The sequence below is a fragment of the Kribbella sp. VKM Ac-2571 genome (genome assembly GCF_004362255.1).
Lineage (GTDB): Bacteria > Actinomycetota > Actinomycetes > Propionibacteriales > Kribbellaceae > Kribbella > Kribbella pratensis.
On record NZ_SNWS01000001.1, the window covers coordinates 43,455 to 63,340 of the forward strand.

General features: G+C 68.6%; 17 protein-coding genes and 1 tRNA gene. 9 read left to right on the forward strand and 9 right to left on the reverse strand.

Translation table 11 applies throughout. From position 1 onward, the window contains the following. Nucleotides 1-64: 64 nt before the first annotated feature. Together EV651_RS00245 and EV651_RS00250 are read left to right on the forward strand one after the other, a co-directional pair. The gene (locus tag EV651_RS00245) at nt 65-1,573 is read left to right on the forward strand and encodes an Nramp family divalent metal transporter (protein WP_133780707.1); all 1,509 of its coding nucleotides are present in this window, start codon (nt 65-67) and stop codon (nt 1,571-1,573) included. Between the two features lie 2 nt (nt 1,574-1,575). Further along, nucleotides 1,576-2,094: a hypothetical protein gene (locus tag EV651_RS00250; protein ID WP_133780709.1), complete on the forward strand. Its 519-nt coding sequence runs from the start codon at nt 1,576-1,578 to the stop codon at nt 2,092-2,094. A gap of 232 nt (nt 2,095-2,326) precedes the next feature. Here the strand turns inward: EV651_RS00250 and EV651_RS00255 are convergent, their stop codons facing one another. The 3 genes from EV651_RS00255 to EV651_RS00265 form a co-directional block, all read right to left on the reverse strand. Further along, nucleotides 2,327-3,085, reverse strand: coding sequence for a GntR family transcriptional regulator (locus tag EV651_RS00255; protein WP_133780711.1), 759 nt, complete (start codon nt 3,083-3,085; stop codon nt 2,327-2,329). Nucleotides 3,086-3,186: 101 nt separating this feature from the next. Continuing rightward, complete coding sequence (locus EV651_RS00260) at nt 3,187-3,366, reverse strand: hypothetical protein (RefSeq protein ID WP_133780713.1); 180 nt, start codon at nt 3,364-3,366, stop codon at nt 3,187-3,189. Between the two features lie 110 nt (nt 3,367-3,476). After that, nucleotides 3,477-5,630, reverse strand: a complete 2,154-nt coding sequence (locus EV651_RS00265; protein WP_133780715.1) for a helix-turn-helix domain-containing protein — start codon at nt 5,628-5,630, stop codon at nt 3,477-3,479. Nucleotides 5,631-5,750: 120 nt separating this feature from the next. Here EV651_RS00265 and EV651_RS00270 point away from each other — a divergent pair, with 120 nt between their 5' ends. After that, a complete protein-coding gene (locus EV651_RS00270; RefSeq protein WP_133780717.1) occupies nt 5,751-6,182 on the forward strand; it encodes an ester cyclase in 432 nt (143 codons plus the stop codon). Between the two features lie 29 nt (nt 6,183-6,211). Here EV651_RS00270 and EV651_RS00275 read toward each other — a convergent pair whose 3' ends face one another. Beyond that, nucleotides 6,212-7,183: a LysR family transcriptional regulator gene (locus EV651_RS00275; RefSeq protein ID WP_133780718.1), complete on the reverse strand. Its 972-nt coding sequence runs from the start codon at nt 7,181-7,183 to the stop codon at nt 6,212-6,214. Nucleotides 7,184-7,351: 168 nt separating this feature from the next. Between EV651_RS00275 and EV651_RS00280 the strand changes: the two genes are divergently transcribed. Beyond that, on the forward strand, nt 7,352-8,119 hold the full coding sequence (locus EV651_RS00280; protein WP_133780720.1) for an alpha/beta fold hydrolase: 768 nt from the start codon (nt 7,352-7,354) through the stop codon (nt 8,117-8,119). 29 nt (nt 8,120-8,148) lie between these two features. On the opposite strand, the gene EV651_RS00285 is transcribed toward EV651_RS00280, so the two are convergent. From EV651_RS00285 to EV651_RS00300, 4 genes are all read right to left on the reverse strand, one after another. Next, the gene (locus tag EV651_RS00285) at nt 8,149-8,922 is read right to left on the reverse strand and encodes a maleylpyruvate isomerase family mycothiol-dependent enzyme (protein ID WP_133780722.1); all 774 of its coding nucleotides are present in this window, start codon (nt 8,920-8,922) and stop codon (nt 8,149-8,151) included. A 58-nt stretch (nt 8,923-8,980) separates the two neighbouring features. Then, nucleotides 8,981-10,111, reverse strand: a complete 1,131-nt coding sequence (dnaN, locus tag EV651_RS00290; RefSeq protein WP_133780724.1) for a DNA polymerase III subunit beta — start codon at nt 10,109-10,111, stop codon at nt 8,981-8,983. 112 nt (nt 10,112-10,223) lie between these two features. Then, entirely contained in the window at nt 10,224-11,066 is an 843-nt protein-coding gene (locus EV651_RS00295; RefSeq protein WP_133780726.1) for a S1 family peptidase, read from the reverse strand. Between the two features lie 70 nt (nt 11,067-11,136). Then, on the reverse strand, nt 11,137-11,745 hold the full coding sequence (locus EV651_RS00300; RefSeq protein WP_133780728.1) for an AAA family ATPase: 609 nt from the start codon (nt 11,743-11,745) through the stop codon (nt 11,137-11,139). A 242-nt stretch (nt 11,746-11,987) separates the two neighbouring features. Here EV651_RS00300 and EV651_RS41750 point away from each other — a divergent pair, with 242 nt between their 5' ends. Continuing rightward, nucleotides 11,988-12,290 (forward strand): hypothetical protein, encoded by a 303-nt coding sequence (locus tag EV651_RS41750; protein ID WP_202870101.1) that lies wholly within the window; start codon nt 11,988-11,990, stop codon nt 12,288-12,290. Further along, on the forward strand, nt 12,287-12,565 hold the full coding sequence (locus EV651_RS00310; protein WP_133780730.1) for a hypothetical protein: 279 nt from the start codon (nt 12,287-12,289) through the stop codon (nt 12,563-12,565). The genes EV651_RS41750 and EV651_RS00310 overlap by 4 nt, the downstream gene beginning before the upstream one ends. Before the next feature lie 47 nt (nt 12,566-12,612). On the opposite strand, the gene EV651_RS00315 is transcribed toward EV651_RS00310, so the two are convergent. After that, a tRNA-Arg gene (locus tag EV651_RS00315) sits at nt 12,613-12,686 on the reverse strand. A gap of 162 nt (nt 12,687-12,848) precedes the next feature. Here EV651_RS00315 and EV651_RS00320 point away from each other — a divergent pair. The 3 genes from EV651_RS00320 (at nt 12,849) to EV651_RS00335 (ending at nt 19,843) form a co-directional block, all read left to right on the forward strand. Then, nucleotides 12,849-14,381 carry a PrsW family intramembrane metalloprotease gene (locus EV651_RS00320; RefSeq protein ID WP_133780732.1) on the forward strand — a complete coding sequence of 511 codons (1,533 nt, stop codon included), beginning with the start codon at nt 12,849-12,851 and terminating at the stop codon, nt 14,379-14,381. Nucleotides 14,382-14,963: 582 nt separating this feature from the next. Continuing rightward, nucleotides 14,964-18,167, forward strand: a complete 3,204-nt coding sequence (locus tag EV651_RS41135; protein ID WP_238156561.1) for an AAA family ATPase — start codon at nt 14,964-14,966, stop codon at nt 18,165-18,167. Next, complete coding sequence (locus EV651_RS00335; protein WP_133780734.1) at nt 18,164-19,843, forward strand: GTPase; 1,680 nt, start codon at nt 18,164-18,166, stop codon at nt 19,841-19,843. Before EV651_RS41135 ends, EV651_RS00335 begins: the two co-directional genes overlap by 4 nt. Nucleotides 19,844-19,886 lie beyond the last annotated feature (43 nt).

The window sequence follows — 19,886 nt, forward strand, 5'->3', positions numbered from 1 at the left end:
TTGGAGGCAGGAGTCCGCGGGGGAGTTGTAGTCAGCTAGTTGGCGTCGAACTAAGGAGTCCGCCTTGGACGTCACGAGCAAGACCTCAGAAGTTCCCGAAGAGCCGGCCGCGGCCACAGCGGTCTCTGCGACCGAGAAGGTCTGGAAAGCGGGCAGGCTCGAACCGATGCCGATCCGGAAGCTTCCGGACGCACCGCCCTCCTTGCACATCCTTGGCCCGACCGTGTTCCTGGTCGCGCTCGGTGTGGGGATGGGGGAGTCGTACATGTGGCCCCGGCTCGTCCTGGTGTTCGGGCCGGACATCCGCTGGTTGTTCATGGTCGGTGTCACGCTGCAGGCGTTCGTGCTGCTGGAGATGGCGCGGTACGCGATGGCCACCGGGGAGAGCATCTTCTTCGGCGCGGCCCGGATCTTCAAACCGCTGATGTGGTTCTTCTACGCGGCGGCGATCCTGATCTACATGTGGCCGGGCCATCTGTCCGCCGGCGCGGCCGCGTTCGAGGAGATCTCCGGCATACCTTGGCAGGTCACCGCGTGCGTGGCTCTGGTGTTCGTCGGTGTGCTGTTCAGCCTGCTGTCGGTGATCTACAACTTCCTCGAGAAGCTGCTCGGTCTGCTGATCGGGTTGCTGGTCGTCGGTACGTCGGTGATCGCGGCGATCGTCGGCAACTTCGACGACCTCGGCCGGACGCTGTCCGGGATGTTCGCCTTCGGGTACTTCCCCGACCAGGCGATGACGTCGGCCTGGTTCCCCGTCGTGGTCGGTTCGATCGCGTTCGCGGGGCCGTCCGGCATGCAGCAGATGTGGTACACGCTGCAGTTGCGCGACAGCGGCGCGGGGATGGGCGCGCACATTCCGAAGATCCGCGGGCTGCGGGCCGCGAACGAGGCGGAGTCGATGCCGTCGCGCGGGTTCATGTTCGACACCGAGGACCCGGCCGAGATGGCGAAGTGGAAGGGCTGGCGCAAGTGGGTGACGTTCGACGCGCTGCTGCTCTTCTGGGGCATCACCATGCTGGTCACGATCTCGTTCACCGTGCTGGCCATGTCGGCCTCCCGGGAGAACCCGAACGTCGCCACGCTGATCGAGGGCGGTGACCGGGAGGCGGCGCTGAAGGCGATGTCGGACGCGTTCGCGTCGGCCGGCTCGCCGATCCTCGGCACGCTGTTCTTCGCCTTCATCGCGCTGATCGGGCTGAACGCGACCCTCGGTCTGTTCGACTCGTTCTCCCGCGGCCAGGCGGACATGACGTACTACTTCGTGCCGGGCGCCAAACGGTTCTCGATGTCGAGGCTGTACGCCGGATTCCTGTGGGGCGTGATCCTGTTCGGCATCCTGATCCTGCTGTTCGGCCCCGCCGACGGCCCGGCCGGGATCCTGGACACGCTCGCGTTCCTGTCCACCTTCGCGATGGGCGCGTACTGCATCGTGTTGCTGCTGACCAACAACATGCTGCTGCCGAAGAAGATCCGTCCCGGCCCGGTGCGGAACGTGATCATCGGGTTCGGAGCGGTGTTCTACCTCGGGATGCTGTTCTACTGCCTGTTCCGCTTCGGCGTGGCTGTGGGCTGACCATGACCGACGTGAAGCAGTTGGCGCAGTACTGCGTTCCGGCCGCGGCGGTGGGCGCGGCGGCGGGACTCATCGCCGGTGGACTGGCCGCGTTCGTCGGCCAGCCCGCCGGTTGGGCAGTCGTCACCGGGCTCGGTCTCGGCGTACCACTGATGCTGTTCGGGTCCGGGTACGCCGTACTGGTTGCGCTCGGCAAGGTTCCCGCGGGCGTGTTCGCGCCGGCGGCGGTCTACTGGGTGATCGCGTTCCCGCTGGCGCTCCTGGTGCACTCGGTGGTCACCGCTTGGGTGATCACCGGTTCACCCGGCCTGCCACCGGAGCCGTGGAAGTTCCTCGCCTTTCGTGCCCTGGTGAGCATGGGATTCGCGATCGGCTTCCTCTGGATGCAAGAACAAATAGGCCGCCTGTGGTGGCCCCACATCCTCGACCGCAACATCTACGCGCGGCGGGTCGTGGAGCAGTACACCCACCTGGCCACCGCCCTAGCAGCCCGAAAAGCCGCCACCGGCCGCAACCGCTAACCCGCCAGTCGCCCCGGCGGATGCACCGGCTTTCCGGAACATTCTTGCCGCTCCGTGACGATTATGTTCCGGAAACACAGCCTGGTGCAGGTCCCGACGACCCCACGCGGTCGGCGCACAACCGGACTTGGGGAGGGTTTTGTGCCGAATCGGGCACACAACCCTCCCCAAGTCCGTCGCGCAGCGGCAGTACAAGAGCTCGGTCTTCAGCGGCTGGGCAACTGATCCGGGGTCAGGAGGTTGTGCGGCGGCGGCGACGGGGGGAGGCGTCGGCTTCGGGGGACTCGGCCGGGGCGGATGTTGCCTGGAGGTCGTGGTAGGCCTTGCGGGTGTGCTCGGTGTGTTCTCGCATGATCTGGGCGGCTTTGTCTTCGTCGCCTTCGCTGATCGCCTTGACCAGGCGGTTGTGTTCGCGCCAGGAGGCTGCGCCGCGGACGGGGGCGACGGGGGTGTAGTACCAGCGGACCCGCCGGTCGACCTGGGCGGCGAAGTCGACCAGGAAACGGTTGCCGGACATCTGCGTGATCAGGGTGTGGAGCTCGCCGTTCGTCCGCACCGTGCCGTCGATGTCGCCGGCCTCCTGGTACGTCGTGCCGACCTTGCACAGCTCGCGCAACTTGGCGACGTCGTCCTTCGACGCGTGCCGGGCCGCGAGCCGAGCGGACTCCGACTCCAGCGCGGCACGGGCCGCCAGCAACTGGTCGACCTCGTCCTCGGCGGGCACGTGCACCATCGCACCGAACCCGGGCCGCAGATCGACCCAGCCTTCGTTGTTCAGCCGCTGCAGGGCCTCGCGCACCGGCTGCCGCGAGACGCCCAGGATCCCGGCGAGCTCGACCTCGACCAGATGCCGGCCGCGCTCCAGCGTGCCATCGATGATCATCTCGGTGAGGGCCTCGTACACCGATTCCCGCAACGGCGTCGGCCGCTTGACGTGCCGCACACCGGCCGGTTCGGCACCCGCCCCTGGCCCCGCACTGATCGTCGTCATGAGGTCCCTTCCGGTCCTACAGCGATGGCACTTGGTAGACAGTCTACCAAGTGCCATGCCTTGACATATACCTCCGGCGCCGGTTGCCCGGCACGCCGGGCTCAGGCCGCGGACTCGTCCGCGTTCCGGTGGCCATCGTCGTGTGCACTGCGGGCATCCTGGACGATCAGCGCGGTGAGCTCGGCATCGAGATCGGCCGGCCTGTTCAGCTCCTGCAGCTCCGGGGCATCCGGGAACTGCGGACGCGCCGCCAGAGCACCGAACCTACGGGTGAAAATCATCTCCAACATCTCCTTCTGAATTCTGGCTTCTGTATACATTCAACCAGTCGTACTCACCGGTTATGCCCCCGTCTCCTGTGATCCGGGTTACGTACGGCGTGATTCCCGTCTCATGCTCCGCGGAAGCGACGGGCCAGGAGAGCGTCGAAGGGGTGGAGTTGTACGCCGAGGCGGGCGCGGAGGCAGGCGGCGTCGTGGGCGAGTTCTGCCGTCCGCTCGGCGTCACCGCGGACCGCGGCGACCCAGCTGAGCCCTTCCAGACTTTCGGCCGCTCCCCACTCGGTGCCGGTGCCGTTCTGGACGAGTTCCGCGGCGAAGAGCTGCTCGGCGCGTTCCAGTTGGCCGTTGAGGAGGGCTGCGGCGGCAAGGTGGCGGTTGGCACGACTCAGGTACGTTTCGTCGCCCATTTCCGCGTACTGGCGCGCCGCGTCTACGAAGTGGTGCTCCGCCGCGGCGACGTCACCGGCGTGGAGTTCGGCCAGGCCGAGATTCAGCGCGGAAGTCGCAATCAGCCAAGGCTCGTCGGTCCCGCGCAGCGTCTCCTGTGCTGTGCGGAACGACGACCGCGCGGCTTCGGTGGCTCCCGCTGCCATCTCCGTCATGCCACGAAGCGTCAGCGCGTTCCGTCGATGCACTGCTTCACCTGTGCGCTCGGCGAGTCGCAGCAACTCCTCGACATAGATCGCTGTCTGCTCGACATGGCCCTGGTGGAATGCCAGCCAGCCGGCGCCCCAAAGAGCCTTCGCCCGGTACTGCGGTTCACTGCCGTCGTCGGCGTCGAGTGCCTCGGTCACCCATCGCAGGCCCTCTGGCATTCCACCTCGCCACAACCAGAACATCCATAGCGAGCCGGCCAGGGCAAGTGCGCGTGATGGGTCAGTGGCGAGCAGCCGGCGGTGAGCGCTGCGCAAGTTGGACAGGTCGGCATCGAGGCGTAGGTGGGCGGCGCTCTGGCCCCTCGTACGCAGCAACGGCTCGAGGTCCTGGACCAACCTGAGGAAGTAGTCCGCGTGCCGGGCCTGCAGCATGGTGGTCTCGGCATGTACGGCGGCCTCGTGCGCGGCATACTCGCGGACCACATCCAGCATCTGGTACCGCGTCCCGCAGATCTCATGAGGTGACGCCGTCACCAGGTTGTGGTCGAGCAGCGTGGAGAGCAGCTCGAGCGAATCCTTCCCGCAGACGGCATCGGCAGCTTCGAGCGTCCACCCTGCGAAGACCGACAGCCGTCTCATCAGGACCTGCGCGGCCGGCTCCAGCAAGTCGTAGCTCCAGGCGACAGTTGCCTGCATCGACTCCTGACGTCGCGGCAGATCCTGCGGCCCACGCGCCAGGACGCGGCTCCCGCTCTCGAGTTGTCGCGCCAGATCGGTCAAGGACAGGTGGCGTGTCCGGGCCGCGGCCAGCTCGATGGCCAGCGGTACGCCGTCCAGCCGCCGGCAGACGTCCGCGACCAGCGATGCGTCGACGGCCACGTGACGGTTGGCGGCGTGCGCGCGATCGACGAACAACTCCTCCGCGGCCGCCATCGTCGACGCGTCGGCCGCGAGCGGCAGTGGTCCAAGTGTGAACTCGCGTTCACCGTTCAGCCGCAGCCGTGCCCGGGTCGTCACCAGCAGAGTCAGCCCGGGACAGCGGGACAGGAGATCGGACAGTCCCGGCGCTGCGGGCAGCAGATGCTCGAACGTGTCCAGGACCAACAGGTAGGGCCGTACGCCGATCGCCCGGGCCAAGCCGCCGAGCACATCCGCGGCGATCGCGGTCGCGCCGACGGATCTCGCGATCTCGTGCAGCACCAGCGTGTGGTCCCCGAGTTGGCCGAGTTGCACCCAGTGGACCTCGGACAGCCTCGATGCGCGCGCTCGTGTTGCTTCCAGCGCGAGGCGCGTCTTACCGACGCCACCAGGCCCGGTGACGGTGATCAGGAGTGGGGGATTGCCGGCCAGCAGCTCGCCCAACTCCGCGAGCTCCCGCTGCCGCCCGAACAACGCCGTACGTGGCGCGGGAAGGTCACGGCCGGTGTCCGTCGGCGAGACGACGGGTGAAAGCCCGCGAGCGACCCGCTCGAAAGTGCTGCGGTCGGCCGCCTCCAGTCCCAGCGCGGCCGCGAGCTGTCTGGCGGTGGCTGGATAGATCCGGCGCCGGGCTCCGCGCTCGATGTCGCTCACCGCCCGCACGCTGATACCGGCTCGCTCGGCGAGCTCCTCCTGAGTCAGCTCGGCCAGCGACCGGAAACGCCGCAGTGCGGCGGCCAGATCGGCCATCGCCGCACCTCCTCCCGCCGCGGACCGAGCCGGTCAGCAAGTCGGTGGGTCAGTCGTCATGTTCTGGCCGCCCTCCGCCGGTCACGCTGGGAACGTCCAGATCCAGTCAGGGAGGCCACGATGTCCACCGAGAACAACAAGCTACTCGTCCGGCGGCTGTACGACGAGGTGCTCAATCAGCAGCGCGCCGAGTCCGTCGCGGAGCTGGCGACGCCGGACTACGTCGAGCACGATCCGGTTCCGGGCCAGGGTGAAGGCCTGGCCGGGCTGACCGACCGCATCCGCCTGCTGACGTCGGCGTTTGCTCCGCGGTTCGAGATCGAGGACCTGGTGGCCGAGGGGGACCGGGTCGTGGTCCGCTGGACGCACACCGGCACGCACATCGGCGACTTCGCGGGTATCCCGCCGACCGGCCGTTCCTTCCAGATCGCCGGCATCGATATCTACCGGATCGAGTCCGGCCGCCTCGCCGAACACTGGCATGTCATCGAGGAGCTCCGCCTGCTCCAGCAGATCGGCGTGGTTCCGACCTTCGACGCGGCTTCCGCCTGAGATCTGGGCGTGGATCACTTCTGGGTTCGTCAGGCGCCTGCGGTCAAAGACTTGCTCGCCATGTCGGGACAGGCCGAGCCCAGCAGGTGCACGTCGAGCAGGTTGTCCAGGGACTTGTGGACGCCGGCTTGCCGGGCGACGTCGAGTAGTGCGCGGGCGAGTACGGGTTCGGGGCTCCGGGCGGCGATCACCAGGCCGACCCGCGGTCCGTGCGCCGGGCGTTTGAGCGGCACGACGCGCATCCCGTCCGGTACGCCGAACATGTGCAGCCATGCGTGCGAGATCACCGTCGACCAGTGGTTGCCGTGCAGGTGACTGTAGAGACCGGAGACCGTGTCGCTCTCGATCGACGGTGTCGCGATCGCGCCGTCGTCGGTGAAGTACCCGTTCATGATCCGGCGATTGCGCATCTCGGGGGAGAGTAGGCAGAGCGGCAGCTCGGCGACCTGCGCCCACGTCGCCACCGGCAGGTCGGCGAGCTCGGTGTCCTTCGGGGTGAGCAGCAGGTACCGCTCCTCGTACAGCGGCGTCTTGCGCACCTGGCCGAGCGTGTCGTCGTCGAGGTACGTCATCGCGACGTCGAGCTCGAACTCGGCCAGCTTCTGCGTGATGTCCCGCGACGACAGCGACTCGAGCGTGACGCGCGTGTTCGGGTGGCGCTCGCAGAACGGTGTCGTCAGCAGCGAGACAACCGGCATCGCGGTCGGGATCGCGCCGAGCCGGAGCGTTCCGTTCAGTCCGCCGCGCATCATCGACAGCTCGTGGCGGAGCGCGTCCTGTTCGGCGAGGATCCGCTGCGCCCAGAGCAGCACCCGCTCGCCCTCGGGAGTCAGACCTTCGAAGCGGCGGCCGCGGCGCACGATCGGTACGTCGAGCTCCTGCTCGAGCTTGCGGATCGCGGCGGACAGCGACGGCTGGGAGACGTAACAGGCATCCGCCGCCCGGGCGAAGTGCTTCTCGCGGGCGAGGGAGACGAGGTACTCCAGCTGCCGGAGCAGCATCAAAGAGGCCTAGTCGGTGTGCAGTCTCCTGTATACATAATCCAACTGTAGTGATGCTTTGGCGGGGCAGGAAGGTTTCGCGGTTGTGTGAGGTGGATCACACTGTGTCTGTTTGGTGGCCACTCGCTCGACGGTTGGGCAGAGACCTGTTCGGCAAAGGAGTTTGTGATGGAGAAGGTTGTCTCGAAGGACGGCACCGAGCTCGCGTACGACACCTACGGCAGCGGCCCCGTACTCGTGCTCGTCGCCGGAGGGTTCACCGACCGGTCGCGGTACGTCGAGGACGCCGCAGCGCTCGCGTCGACGTTCACCGTCGTGAACTACGACCGGCGAGGCCGTGGTGATTCCGGCGACACGCTGCCGTACGCGGTGGAGCGTGAGTGGGAAGACCTCGACGCTGTGCGCACGGCGACCGGCGCGCGGTTCGCGTGCGCGTACTCGTCCGGGTCGATGGTGTTGCTGCAGGCCGGGCTGCCGTTCGAGAAGCAGGCGGTCATGGAGCCGCCGTTCCGGGTCGAGGGCGCACCGCCGGCGCCGGAGCGTTACCTCGAGCGGCTCCAGGAGTTCGTCGCCGCCGGGAATCCGGGTGGAGCGGCCGAACTGTTCATGGTCGAGGCAGTCGGGCAGCCGAAGGAGGTGGTCGACCAGATTCGGCAGACGCCGATGTGGGCCGGGCTGGAGGCCATCGCGCACACGCTCGTGTACGACGCGCTGCAGTTGGGGGACAGCTCCGTACCGGTGGAGCTGCTGGCGTCGGTCGACGTACCGACGCTGGGGCTGTACAGCAATGCCAGTCCGGAGTGGCTACGGCGATCCGTGCAGGAGACGGTGGCTGCGTTGCCGCGGGGCACGATGGAAGGGCATGACGGCACGTTCCACACGCTGCCGCCGGCAACGCTGGCTCGAGTGCTGTCGGACTACTTCCTCAGTGCATGAACTGCTCAACCAGGAGGGCCCGGTCCTTCTCATCCGAAGCTGACGCGCTCCCGGTAGTACTCGAGAAGTTCTTTGTCGCCGTCTACCTCGATCATCTCGTCACGGCGTTTGTACAGATACAGCAGGACGTCGTTCACCGAGCCGCGGACGGTCACGGCGGTCGGCTCGGCACTGTGACGCCAGCGGATCGCGTCGCCGGTCAGATCAACCACCCACGACTGCTCCGGCGCTGCGAACTTCAGCGTGCGGCCCGGCGCGAGCAGCTCGCGCATCCACGGGTGCACCTCGAAGTGCAGCGGGAGCGCCCCGAGCTCCATCCACTCGTCGATGCCGTCGGTCGCGACCTCTGGGTCCAGCTCGTAGGCCACCCCGAGCGCCAGCGCCGCGTCGGCCCGGTGCATCACAGTCTCGTGTGCCATCCGCCGCGCGGTGAATCGGGTCGTCGGCTCGTCGATCGGCATCCGGATCGGTACGTCGGGACCGACGGTGCGCAGCGTCTCGGCCAGCTCACGTGCGCCGTCGACGATCCACTCGGCGAGCTCGCTGACGGCTTCGTCGGTGCACTCGGACGTGTCGGCGTACCAGTGCGTCGGATCGCGGAACTCGTCGTCGGGCGGTGCTTCGCCGGTCCTGGCGATCGCGGTGGCCTCGCGGTGCGCCCCGCCGACGTGACGGACCAGCTGCCCGACGTTCCACCCGGGACACGACGGGACCGACGTACCGAGGTCCTTGCCCTCGCTCAGGTGACCGGCCAGCAACTCGGCCTGCTCGACGATCAGGGTGCAGTGCCGCTCGAACTCCATCTGCTACTCCTCCGCTAGGTCTTTGCCTCTGGTCGGAGCCGTAGCCGGCAGCTTGACATCAGGTTGGCAGGCGCATCGGCATCAGGATGTAGGCGGAGTCGGATGTCGGGGCGTCGCCGGGGTGCAGGCCGGTCAGGTTGGCCGGTTTGGTGGGTTGGGTGAAGGCGAAGTGCGCGATCGGGGCGCCCAGCGACGTCAGGCCGTCGAGCAGATAGCCGGCGTTGAAGCCGGCCACGACCGGCTCGCCGGTGAGCGTGACCTCGACGGCCTCCGACGCCTGCGCCTCTTCACCGTTGCCCGCGTCGAGCGTCGCCGTACCGTCCGCGAAGGTGATTCGCACCGGCGACGACCGCTCCGCCACCAGCGCCACCCGCTTGACGACGTCGATCAGCGCGGCCGTCTCCACGGTGACGGTGCTGGTGATCGCGCTCGCGGCCGGGATCAGGCCGCGAACCTTCGGAAACTCGCCGTCGATCAGCCGGCTCGTCGCCCGCCGCCCACCACCCTCGAAACCCATCAACCCGTCCCCAGTGCGGGTCGAACCGAGCGCAAGCGTCAGGTCGTGACCGGACATCGCCTTGGCGACGTTCAGGAGCAGTTTGGCCGGAACCAGCACGTTCGCCTCGACGCCGGCATCGACCGGCTCCCAGGGGAACGTCCGGAGCGCCAGCCGGTACCGATCGGTGGCCAGCAGTGAAATGGCCGACCCGCGGAGCTCCAGCCGGATCCCGGTGAAGACCGGGAGCGTGTCGTCCCGTCCGGCCGCGCTCACCACCCCAGCCACCGCGTGCGCGAAGACGTCTCCGTCGACCACGCCACTCACCGCGGGCATCTCCGGTAACGCCGGATACTCGTCGAGCGGCAGGGTGTGAAGGACGAATCGGGCGGCCCCGCTGCTCACCTGGACCCGCGCCGCCTCACCGCTCAGATCCACGGAGTCCCCGGGCATGCTCCGGCAGATGTCCGACAGCAACCGCCCGGACACCAGCACCCGCCCCTCGTCGGCCACCTCGGCCGGCACACTGACCTGCCCCGAGCTCTCGTAGTCGAACCCGGACAATGTCACCTGCCCGTCCGCGGCCTCGACGACCATCCCGGCCAGAATCGGCACGCTCGGCCTGCTCGGCAGCCCACGCGCAACCCATCCGACCGCCTCGGCCAGCACCTCACGCCCGACTCGAACCTTCATCCCAGCTCCTCCCCATCGACAGGCCCAACCCAATCAGCCGCCTCCGACAGTTTCCGAAACGCGAACGATCCGGCCGCACACCAGGCGCGGCCGGATCGTCGACGAGCGAAGGTCAGTAGACAGTCACACCGTACGCCGACGCGGCTTCGGTGACGGGCTGGAAGAACGTCGTACCTCCGCTGCTGCAGTCGCCGCTACCTCCGGACGTGATGCCGAGCGCCTTCGTGCCGTCGTACAGCGGACCGCCGGAGTCGCCCGGCTCGGCGCAGACGGTGGTCTGGATCAGGCCGCCGACCTTGCCGGCGCCCGAGTACCGCACGGTGACGTTGAGGGCTGTCACCTTCCCGCTGTGGATGCCGGTCGTCGAGCCCTTGCGGGTGACGCTCTCACCGACGAACGCGTTCGCGGCCGTGAAGCCGCCCGGGTGGCTCAGCGAGGTGTTCGTGTACTGCACCAGCGCGTAGTCGTTGCCAGGGAAGCTGTAGCCGGCCGTCGGGCCGATCAGCGTGCTGTGGCTCGAGTTGGTGTACCAGGTCTTCGCGACCTTGCCGCAGTGGCCGGCTGTCAGGAAGTAGTAGCTGCCGCCCTTCTGCACGTTGAATCCGAGCGAGCAGCGGTACTGGCCGCCGTAGATCGCGTCACCGGCTGACAGAAGCGGCCTGAAGACACCGCTCGTGCGGTTGACCTGAACGCCGTCGCGCTGCAGCTCGGCAAGGTCTTTGGCGGACACTGTGCTGTCGGCTGTGACGACAACCTTGCCTGCGGCCGCGTCGGTGTACCAGGCCACCCCTCGTACGGCGGACTGCTCGACAGCGGACTGCGCCGCGGCCAGCTGCGCAGCCGGCGACGGAGCCCTCGCCTCCGCCGGTACGGCGTACAGGGATGCTGCGACCGCACCGACGACGGCTAGGAGTTGGGCGGTACGGCGCACGCGTGACGTACGTTCGATCCTCACGGGTTCCTCCTGAGGCATCACGGGACCGAGCGGGCGGGGTCCCTCGACACCCACATGTTCCCGCGTGAGGTCAGCGGCAACCAGACCTCAGGTAGTTGTCACCGAACGCGATCTGCTCGACCTGATCGGCTTCGCGCCGTGACAGGACGACCGCCGACAGTGCGCCCGGCACCACGCTGCCCGGGTCGCTCGCTGCCCTCGCGACCACGTCCGGCCACCGTCTGCAGTGGGTCTCCATGCTGGTCGACCGCACGACCCGTCCGCGGGCCCACTGGCCGGAGCGAGCTACGTCTCCTGGTACGTCGAGGAGGATGAGGTGCAGCGGGAGGCCCGCTTGGCGAGCACGCCAGCCGATGAGGTGTCGTGCCCAGGGATGGGTTGCGCAGTCGTGGATCACCAGAGGCCCGCGCCCGGGGCGCATCGCCCTCAGGAGGGTCACGTAGTACACCAGATGCACGAGTGGTCGCCAGACGGCGTAGGGGATCGCGCCGAGGACAGGCATCCAGCGCTCCCGGATGTGGGCGGAGTCGAGCACTCGCACCGTGCTGTGGCCGGCGAACACCCGGCGCAGGAACGTGCTCTTTCCTGCGCCGGGTATGCCGGCCAGCAGTACGACAGCGTCAACGGCGTACCGCAACTCCCGGCCCCGCAGTACTCCTTCGATGACTCCTGCATGCATCAGGTGCGTCCTTCCCACGCGTACCGGTAAGACGAACGGCACGCGTGGATCGCCCCGAGAACGAACTGAGAAGTCGCTAGGAACTCCCTGAGATTCTCAGTCCCGGAACTTGAGGGGAGATGCGAATACGTCGGCCAAGGGGGGTTGCGCGGGTCAGGAGGCGGTCAGAGACTGGCAGAAAGGGCCCCTCCGCCCCAGGGCTGTCGCCTTCGGTGAACCCGGCCGAAACTCCGAGGTGCCTGATGACCGAACCCCCGCCTACGCCCGCTCCCTGTCCGATCCTGCACCTGGATCTAGGACCCCTCGACCTGAACCTGCTGGGGCTCCACGTCCACCTGAACGAGGTGGTGCTCGACATCGAAGCCATCCCCGGCGCCGGCAACCTGCTGGGCAACTTGCTCTGCGCCATCGCCGGCTTGCTGGACGGTGTCGATCTCAGCGGGGTGCTGGGCAACCTGCTGCAGAATCTGATCGACGCCCTGATCCGGCTGCTCGAAGGCCTCGGCGCCGGCGGTGCGGCACGCCCGGCCGTCCCACCCACGTGAACGGTCCGGTAGACGACTCCGCTCAACGGATCGAGCGGGCGACCGCCGACCTCGAGGACCTGCGGCGACTGCTGCTGCGGGCGGGAGAAGGACAGATCGATCCCGCCGAGCTGCGGTCGGCGCTCGAGGCGTACTGGAGCGGCAACCGGCCCGTTCTCGTCGCGATGGCCGCATGGTTGGGCGAGCAATTGCGGGTACAGACCCTGCAAGCGCTGTACCAATGGCGGGCCGAGCTGACCCGATCCGCGTCGCCACGCCCTGATCCGCCCCGGTGACCATGTCGCCGGCGACGTACCGGCTCGTGACCTGGGCATTTGCGCAGCGCCCCCGGCAGGACTCGAACCTGCGACCAACGGATTAGAAGTCCGACGCTCTATCCAGCTGAGCTACGGGGGCGTATGGCAGGGAAGAGTCTCTCAGATCTCGGGGTGATCTCGCCTCTGGGTTCCCGATCGTGGGGGTTCCGGGCGCGGCGAAGTACAGGGCTGTCGTTCCATCCCGGTAACGCTGAGTGGGTGGTCCTGCCGCTCGATCTGCACCCCAACTAGGCTGCGGGGCATGAGTTACCCCTCACCAGGCCAGTCCGGCGCGCCGCAACCCGCGGCGGGGTCGGCGTACTCGCCCGGCGGACCGTACCCGCAGCCCAACGTACTCGGGAACCATCCCGTGCCCGGGCAGCGGCGGAACCGCGGCGTGCTGATCGGCATCGTGATAGCGGTGGTCTTCGCGATCGCGGGCCTGGTGATCTTCGGAATCGTGGCCAAGTCGACCGGCGCCGGCGGCTTCACCTGGGGCCTGGTCTTCGCGTTCGTCCCGGTCATCCCGGTGATCGCGCTCTACCTCTGGCTCGACCGGTACGAGCCCGAGCCGACGAAGTACATCGTCTTCGCGCTCTGCTGGGGCGCGTTCATCGCCACGTTGGCCGCCATCTTCATCAACACCGAGGTGTCGCACCGGCTGGCCGAGACCGGCGTCGGCGGCGACCGGTCCGCCGTCTTCGTCGCGCCACCGGTGGAGGAGTTCGCCAAGGGCTCCGTGATCCTGCTGCTGGCGCTGGTCCGGCGCAAGGAGTTCGACGGCATCATCGACGGCCTGGTGTACGCCGGGATGGTGGGCGTCGGCTTCGCCTTCACCGAGAACATCCTGTACTACGGTCGCGTCTTCAACACGCTCTCCGAGGAGGCCGGCAGCGACGCCGGTCTGCGCGGTGCGTTCGCGCTGTTCATCATTCGCGGCGTGATCTCGCCGTTCGCGCATCCACTCTTCACGTCGTTCACCGCGATCGGCATCGGCGTCGCGATCCGGCACCGAAGTACCGTCGTACGGTATTTGGCCCCGGTAGTCGGGTATCTGGCCGCGGTACTGGCGCATGCGGCGTGGAACGCGTCCGCGAGCTGGGCAGGCGGCGGAGGCTTCATCCTCGCGTACCTGTGCCTGATGGTCCCGCTCTTCATCTGCCTCGTGGTCTTTGCGCTGGTGATGCGGTCCCGGGAGGGCCAGATGATTGCGTCCCGGCTGTACGACTACGTGCGGTTCGGGTGGCTGGTGCCGCAGGACGTACCGCTGATCGCGACGCTGCGCGGGCGCAAGGCGCTGCGGCAGAACGCGCGGCGGTACGGCGCCCAGGCGGAGGTGGCCGCGAAGGCGTTCCAGCACAACGCCACCGAACTGGCGTACCTGCGAGACAAGATCGTCCGCCAGGTGATCGGCCCCGAGGCGCTGGTGACCGAGAAGGCGCTCCTCGACGAGCTCCGCGAGCGGCGTTCGAGCGTCCCGTTTCCTCCGATGCCGGCATTTGCCCAGGCTGCCCCGCAGTACGCCGGTGCGCCTGTGCCGCCCGGTGGGCCGATCGGACCCGGCGGGGCAATGCCCGGACCGGGGGGACCGGGTGTTGGGCCAGGTGGTGGGCCGGGTGTTGGACCGGGTGGGCAGGGCGCGTATCCGGGCCCGCAGGGCGGTTATCCGCCCGCTCAGCCCGGGTATCCCGCTGGGCAATCCGGTCACGGGGCCGCTCAGCCCGGTTACCCACCGGGACCCCCTGGTCAACAAGGACCACCGGGAGGATACGGTCCGTATCCACCACCGCAGTGACTGCCACCCGTCCACGCCGCCAAACGGGGATGACGATGACTTTGCTTCTGCGCTGTCCGACCGGGCACTCTGTGCTCGTGGGCGGACACCGTGGCTGACATGAGGTCAGCAGCTGGTGACGGTTCGGAACCGCGGGTTCCGAACCAGGATCAGCCTGCCCAGGAGCTGGCGAACCTCATCGCCCAGTCAACCCCCAAGCCCCGAGGCTTCTGGCGCCGCCGGCGCCGCAAGTCCACCGCTGAAGAACCAGCCCTGCCCTCCGACACCTCGGGCAACGGCTCCGCGTCAGCCACCCAGACGGGCGACGGCGAAGAAGCTGCGGCTGGGGACAGCGCCGTGTCTGGGGAGAATGCCGTGTCCGGGGACGGTGCAGCGTCTGGGGACGTTGCAGTGTCTGGGGACGCCGGCAGGTCGGCTGAGGACGGTTCCGTGGGTGGGTCGTCTGCGGAGGCGGCAGCTGAGTCGGTAGGTGCAGAGTCTGACGGTGCCTCGGGCGATGGTCCCGGGGAGGACGGTCAGGCTGAGGGACGCGCGGACGAAGAAGATCGGGCAGACGACCAGGCTTCGGCTGGGTCGGACGGCGTGGACGCTGGTACGTCGGGGGCCGAGCGCGAGGACGTACCTGCGGACAACGCGGAGGACCGGCCGCGGTCGGCTATCGGCATCGTGTACGAGCCTGACGAGTCTCCTGACGGCTTCCCTCTTGAGTACGGCAACATCATTGTCGGTCTTCCTAAGCAGTCGGAGACGTCCGATGCCTCGGTCGACGCGGATGTCGCGGGTGATGAGCAGGCGGGCGATACGCAGGCCACGGCGCCGGCTGACGAGTCGGCAGGCGCCGACGCGACGGCGGCCGGCGACAGCGAGTCGGTTGACGACGCTGCGCCCGTCTCCGTGGATGCGCCGGTGGACGATGTTGCAGCTGATGCGGCAGATGATGATGGCGATGAGGTTGCGGCCGAGAGCTCGGACGGGACCGACGCCGTAGACGCGGATGACGCCTCCGACGAGTCGGCGACGGATTCGGCGGAGGACACCACCTCCGACGACGAAGCTGACGTTGCAGACCAGGCTGGTGCGGACGGCGAGGCCGGCGCGGCTGCAGATGCGCAGGCGGACGAAGCTGCTGGGGCGGACGCAGCTGACGAGAACCCGGGCGCGGCCGAGGCTGATGCTGAGGGCAACGACTCGGTGGCTGAGGACGAGGACGACGCCGCTGGAGCGGATGAATCGGCCGGCGCGGACGCGGATGCTGCTGGGGAGGACCCGGGGACGGATGCGGCTGGTGCTGCTGGCGAGGAGTCGGCGGGTGCTGCGGGCAACGACTCCGCGGGTGGTGGGGACGGGGACGGCGCTGCGGGTGCTGGAGTCGGTGCAGCTGTGGACGGTGTCGGCGATGCCGACGAGGTTGTAGGCCAGGCTGATGGTGCTGGAGATGTGTCGGCGGATGGCCCCAGCGGCGAGTCGCCGGAGGCTGCGGATGCAGGAGTGGATCCGTCGGCTGGCGCGGACGCGGATGCTGGCGAGGAGTCGGCGGATGCCGCGGGCGACGACTCTGTGGATGGTGGGGTTGAGGACGGTGCCGGCGCAGTTGCGGATGGTGTTGGGGAGGCCGACGAGGTTGTAGGCCAGGCTGACGGTGGTGGAGATGAGGCGGCGGATGGCTCCGGCGCGGAGTCGGCGGATGCTGCGGGTGCTGGAGCGGGCGAATCGGCTGGCGCGGATGCGGATGCTGCGGGCGAGGACCCGGGGGCGGATGCAGTTGGTGTCGCTGGCGAGGAGTTGGCGGATGCTGCGGGCGACGAGTCCGTGGGTGGTGGGGACGGTGCTGCGCGTGCTGGAGCCGGTGCTGTTGCGGATGGTGTTGGGGACGTCGACGCGGCAGTAGGCCAGGCTGATGGTGCTGGGGATGTGTCGGCGGAGGAGGCCGGCCAGGAGTCGGGGGGTGAGGTTGCGGGGGGTGGCTCCGGGGAGGAGCTGGCGGGGGATGGTGATGCGGAGGAGTTGACTGCGGAGCAGTTGGCGGAGCGGTTGGCGGCTGAGCAGGCTGCTATGGCTTTGATTACTGCTTTGATGAAGTTGCGGGGTGTGCTGGCGGGGAGTCAGTTGCCGTTGGAGGTTGTGGGGGCTGACGAGGCTCGACAGCAGCAGAAGGCGATGCTGGATCAGCTGGACGACTACCTGCTGCCTCGGCTCGTGCAGCTGGAGGCGCCGATTCTGGCGGTGGTCGGTGGGTCCACCGGGGCTGGGAAGTCGACGCTCGTCAACACGGTGATCGGCAAGGTCGTGAGCGAGCCGGGCGTACTGCGGCCGACGACGCGGTCCCCGGTGCTGATCCATCACCCGGCGGACGCCGACTGGTTCGTCGGGGACCGGGTGCTGCCGGGGATGGCGCGGACGAGTTCGGACGAACCTGGCGGGACGGAGGACGCGGGACAGTTGCGGCTGGCGGCGGCCGACAGCGTTCCGCGCGGGCTGGCGATTCTGGACGCGCCGGACATCGACTCCGTCGTCGAGGCGAACCGTGATCTTGCGACCCAGCTGCTCGCGGCGGCCGATCTCTGGCTGTTCGTGACGACCGCGGCCAGGTACTCCGACGCGGTGCCGTGGGAGTTCCTGCAGAGTGCCTCGGATCGCAGTACGGCGGTCGCGGTGGTGCTCGACCGGGCGCCGAGCGAGACGATCGACGACATCACCGGACACCTCGCGCAGATGCTGCTCGAGCGCGGCCTCGGCGACTCGCCGCTGTTCTCGATCCAGGAGACGGTTGTCGACAGCAACGGAATGTTGCCGCAGCAGTCCGTTGCCTCGATCAAGGACTGGCTGGTCGACCTGGCCGCCGACGCGGAGGCGCGGGCGGCCGTCGTACGCCGCACCCTGCAGGGCGCGGTCAGCGCGATGGTGAAGAAGACCCCGTCGTTCGCGGCCGCGGTCAGGGCGCAGGCCGAGACCGCTGTCGAACTGCGGACCTCGGTGGAGTCGGCGTACGACCAGGGCGTCAAGGACATCGCGAAGGCGTGCCAGGACGGGACGCTGTTGCGCGGCGAGGTGCTGGCGCGATGGCAGGAGTTCGTCGGGACCGGGGAGCTGCTGAAGGGGCTGCAGTCCAATGCGGGCCGGTTGCGGGACCGGTTGAAGGGCTCGCTCGGCAACAAACCGGCAGAGACCCGCGACGTCAGCGACGCGATCCAGTCCGGCTTGGAGTCGCTGCTGCGCGAGCACGCGGCTGCTGCGGCGGAGCGCGCCGAGAAAGCGTGGCAGGCAACCGCTCCGGGTCGCCAGCTCCTGGCCGCCGCCGAGGCCGGCCGAACCGCTAACGGTGCCGATGGCAACGACGGCCGGCCGCTCGGTGCGATGTCGGAGGAGTTCCCAGCGGCGGCGAGCCGCGCGGTGCGGGAATGGCAGACGTTCGTCCTCGATCTGGTCCGCAGAGAAGGCGCGGACAAGAAGTCGACGGCGCGCATTCTGGAGTACGGCGTCAACGGGCTCGGCCTTTCGCTCATGGTGGTGGTGTTCGCCAGCGGGGCCGGCATCCCGAAGGGCGCTCAGACCAGCGCCGGAGCGGGCAGCGCGGTCGTCGGGCAACGGCTGCTGGAGGCAGTTTTCGGTGACAAGGCAGTTCAGGGCATGGTCGATAGGGCGCGCGAGGATCTTGACGGTAAGGTTCATGCCCTGATGGATGCCGAATTCGCCCGCTATCTGGCTGTCCTTGACCAGCATCCGGTCGACGCCGAGACGGCCAGGCAACTGACGGAGGCCGCGCGCGCGGTGGAGGACTGCACGTGACGGAAACAGTGGATACGGTCGAGACCCCGACGCGGGCCGAGACCGATGTCCTGAAGAAGATCGACGCGCTCAAGGCGGCCGCGGAGGCCGGCGACGGACGGCTGGATCCTGTGGTGCTCACGGAGGCCACGCAGATCGTCGACCGCGCCGGGCAGCGCCTGCGCATGTCGGGCGACCTGACCGTGGTCGCGCTCGCGGGCGCGACGGGCTCGGGGAAGTCCTCGCTGTTCAATGCGCTGACCGGGCTCGACCTGGCCGCGATCGGTACCCGCCGGCCGACCAGTTCGATGCCGCTCGCCTGTGTCTGGGGTGACGAACCGGCCGGTGAGGTGCTGACCTGGCTGGGGATCCCGCGCCGGCACCAGGTGCAGCACCGCAGCTCGCTCGAGGACGCCCGGTCCGAGGACCTGGACGGTCTGGTCCTGCTGGACCTTCCCGACCACGACTCGACCGAGGTGGAGCACCGCTTGATCGTCGACCGGCTCGTGGAGCTGGTCGACATGCTGGTGTGGGTGGTGGATCCGCAGAAGTACGCCGATGCGGCACTGCACAACCGCTACATCAAGCCGTTCGCCTCGCATTCCGGGGTGATGGTGTTCGCGCTGAACCACATGGACAAGCTGACGCCGGAGCAGCGGAAGAGCTGCCTCGAGGACCTGGACAAGCTGCTCAAGTCGGACGGTCTCAAGTCGCCCACGGTCGTTGCCACGTCGGCGGTCAGCGGCGATGGTCTGGAAGAGGTTCGCTCCCTTCTGGTCAAGCGGGTCAGCAACAAGCGCGCGGCGCGCGTGCGGCTCGCGGCCGATGTCGATCGGGTCGCGGACCGGATGGCGAGCCAGTGCGGTAACGCCAAGACGCCCGAGATCGCCGAGGCCGATGTCACCGAACTCGTCGACTCGCTCGCGGACGCGAGCGGATTGACAGTCGTGTCGGACGCCGTACGGCGCTCCTACCTGCAGCGCGCCCGGGCTGCGACGGGGTGGCCGCTGACCAAGTGGCTGGGACGGTTCCGTCCGGATCCGCTGCGACGACTGCACGGCGACCAGATGTCCCGTGAGGAAGGCAAGGCGTTGCGCAAGTCCGCGGCGAGCGAGGTCGCGATCGCCCGCTCTTCGTTGCCTGCGGCAACTCCTGTGCAGCGGGCGCGAATGGACGCGGCGGTCCGCACGATCACGAACAAGGCCGCCGAAGGGCTGTCGCGTCCGTGGGCGGACTCGGTGCGTTCGGCGATCCGGCGGCGCGAGGAGTCGCTCGGCGACGAGCTCGACCAGGCGGTCGCGCGGACCGACCTTGGTGTGTCCAGCAGTCCCGGGTGGTGGAGCTTCGCCCGGGTCGTGCAGTGGCTCCTCTTCCTCGTGACGCTCGGCGGCGCCGCCTGGCTGATCGCCTTGCTGGTGGCGCGGATCGCTGACCGTAACGATCCGCCACTGCCGGAATGGAACGGCATTCCGTACGCGTGGATCATGCTGGTCGGTGGCGCCGTCCTGGGATTGGCGCTCTCCTTCGTCTGCCGCCTGGCCGCCACGAGCGGAGCGCTGCGGCGGTCCCGGCAGGTAGCCACGGCGCTGCGGGCCGAGCTGGTGAACGTCGCCGACAGCCACGTGGTTGCGCCGGCCCGCGAGGAGCTTGCGGCCTACACCAAGTGCCGCGACAGCGTCGCCACCGCCCGGCAGTAGTCGTACCGGCGGGCAGGCGACGCCCGTCCGCCGTACGTCCCGA

Bases quoted from the DNA above. Each gene is read 5' to 3' on its own strand.
- EV651_RS00250 (WP_133780709.1), top strand. From the start codon at position 1,576: ATGACCGACGTGAAGCAGTTGGCGCAGTACTGCGTTCCGGCCGCGGCG.
- EV651_RS00270 (WP_133780717.1), top strand. From the start codon at position 5,751: ATGTCCACCGAGAACAACAAGCTACTCGTCCGGCGGCTGTACGACGAG.
- dnaN (WP_133780724.1), bottom strand. From the start codon at position 10,111: ATGAAGGTTCGAGTCGGGCGTGAGGTGCTGGCCGAGGCGGTCGGATGG.
- EV651_RS00280 (WP_133780720.1), top strand. From the start codon at position 7,352: ATGGAGAAGGTTGTCTCGAAGGACGGCACCGAGCTCGCGTACGACACC.
- EV651_RS00255 (WP_133780711.1), bottom strand. From the start codon at position 3,085: ATGACGACGATCAGTGCGGGGCCAGGGGCGGGTGCCGAACCGGCCGGT.
- EV651_RS00275 (WP_133780718.1), bottom strand. From the start codon at position 7,183: ATGCTGCTCCGGCAGCTGGAGTACCTCGTCTCCCTCGCCCGCGAGAAG.
- EV651_RS00285 (WP_133780722.1), bottom strand. From the start codon at position 8,922: ATGGAGTTCGAGCGGCACTGCACCCTGATCGTCGAGCAGGCCGAGTTG.
- EV651_RS00320 (WP_133780732.1), top strand. From the start codon at position 12,849: ATGAGTTACCCCTCACCAGGCCAGTCCGGCGCGCCGCAACCCGCGGCG.
- EV651_RS41750 (WP_202870101.1), top strand. From the start codon at position 11,988: ATGACCGAACCCCCGCCTACGCCCGCTCCCTGTCCGATCCTGCACCTG.
- EV651_RS00260 (WP_133780713.1), bottom strand. From the start codon at position 3,366: ATGATTTTCACCCGTAGGTTCGGTGCTCTGGCGGCGCGTCCGCAGTTC.
- EV651_RS00300 (WP_133780728.1), bottom strand. From the start codon at position 11,745: ATGCATGCAGGAGTCATCGAAGGAGTACTGCGGGGCCGGGAGTTGCGG.
- EV651_RS00265 (WP_133780715.1), bottom strand. From the start codon at position 5,630: ATGGCCGATCTGGCCGCCGCACTGCGGCGTTTCCGGTCGCTGGCCGAG.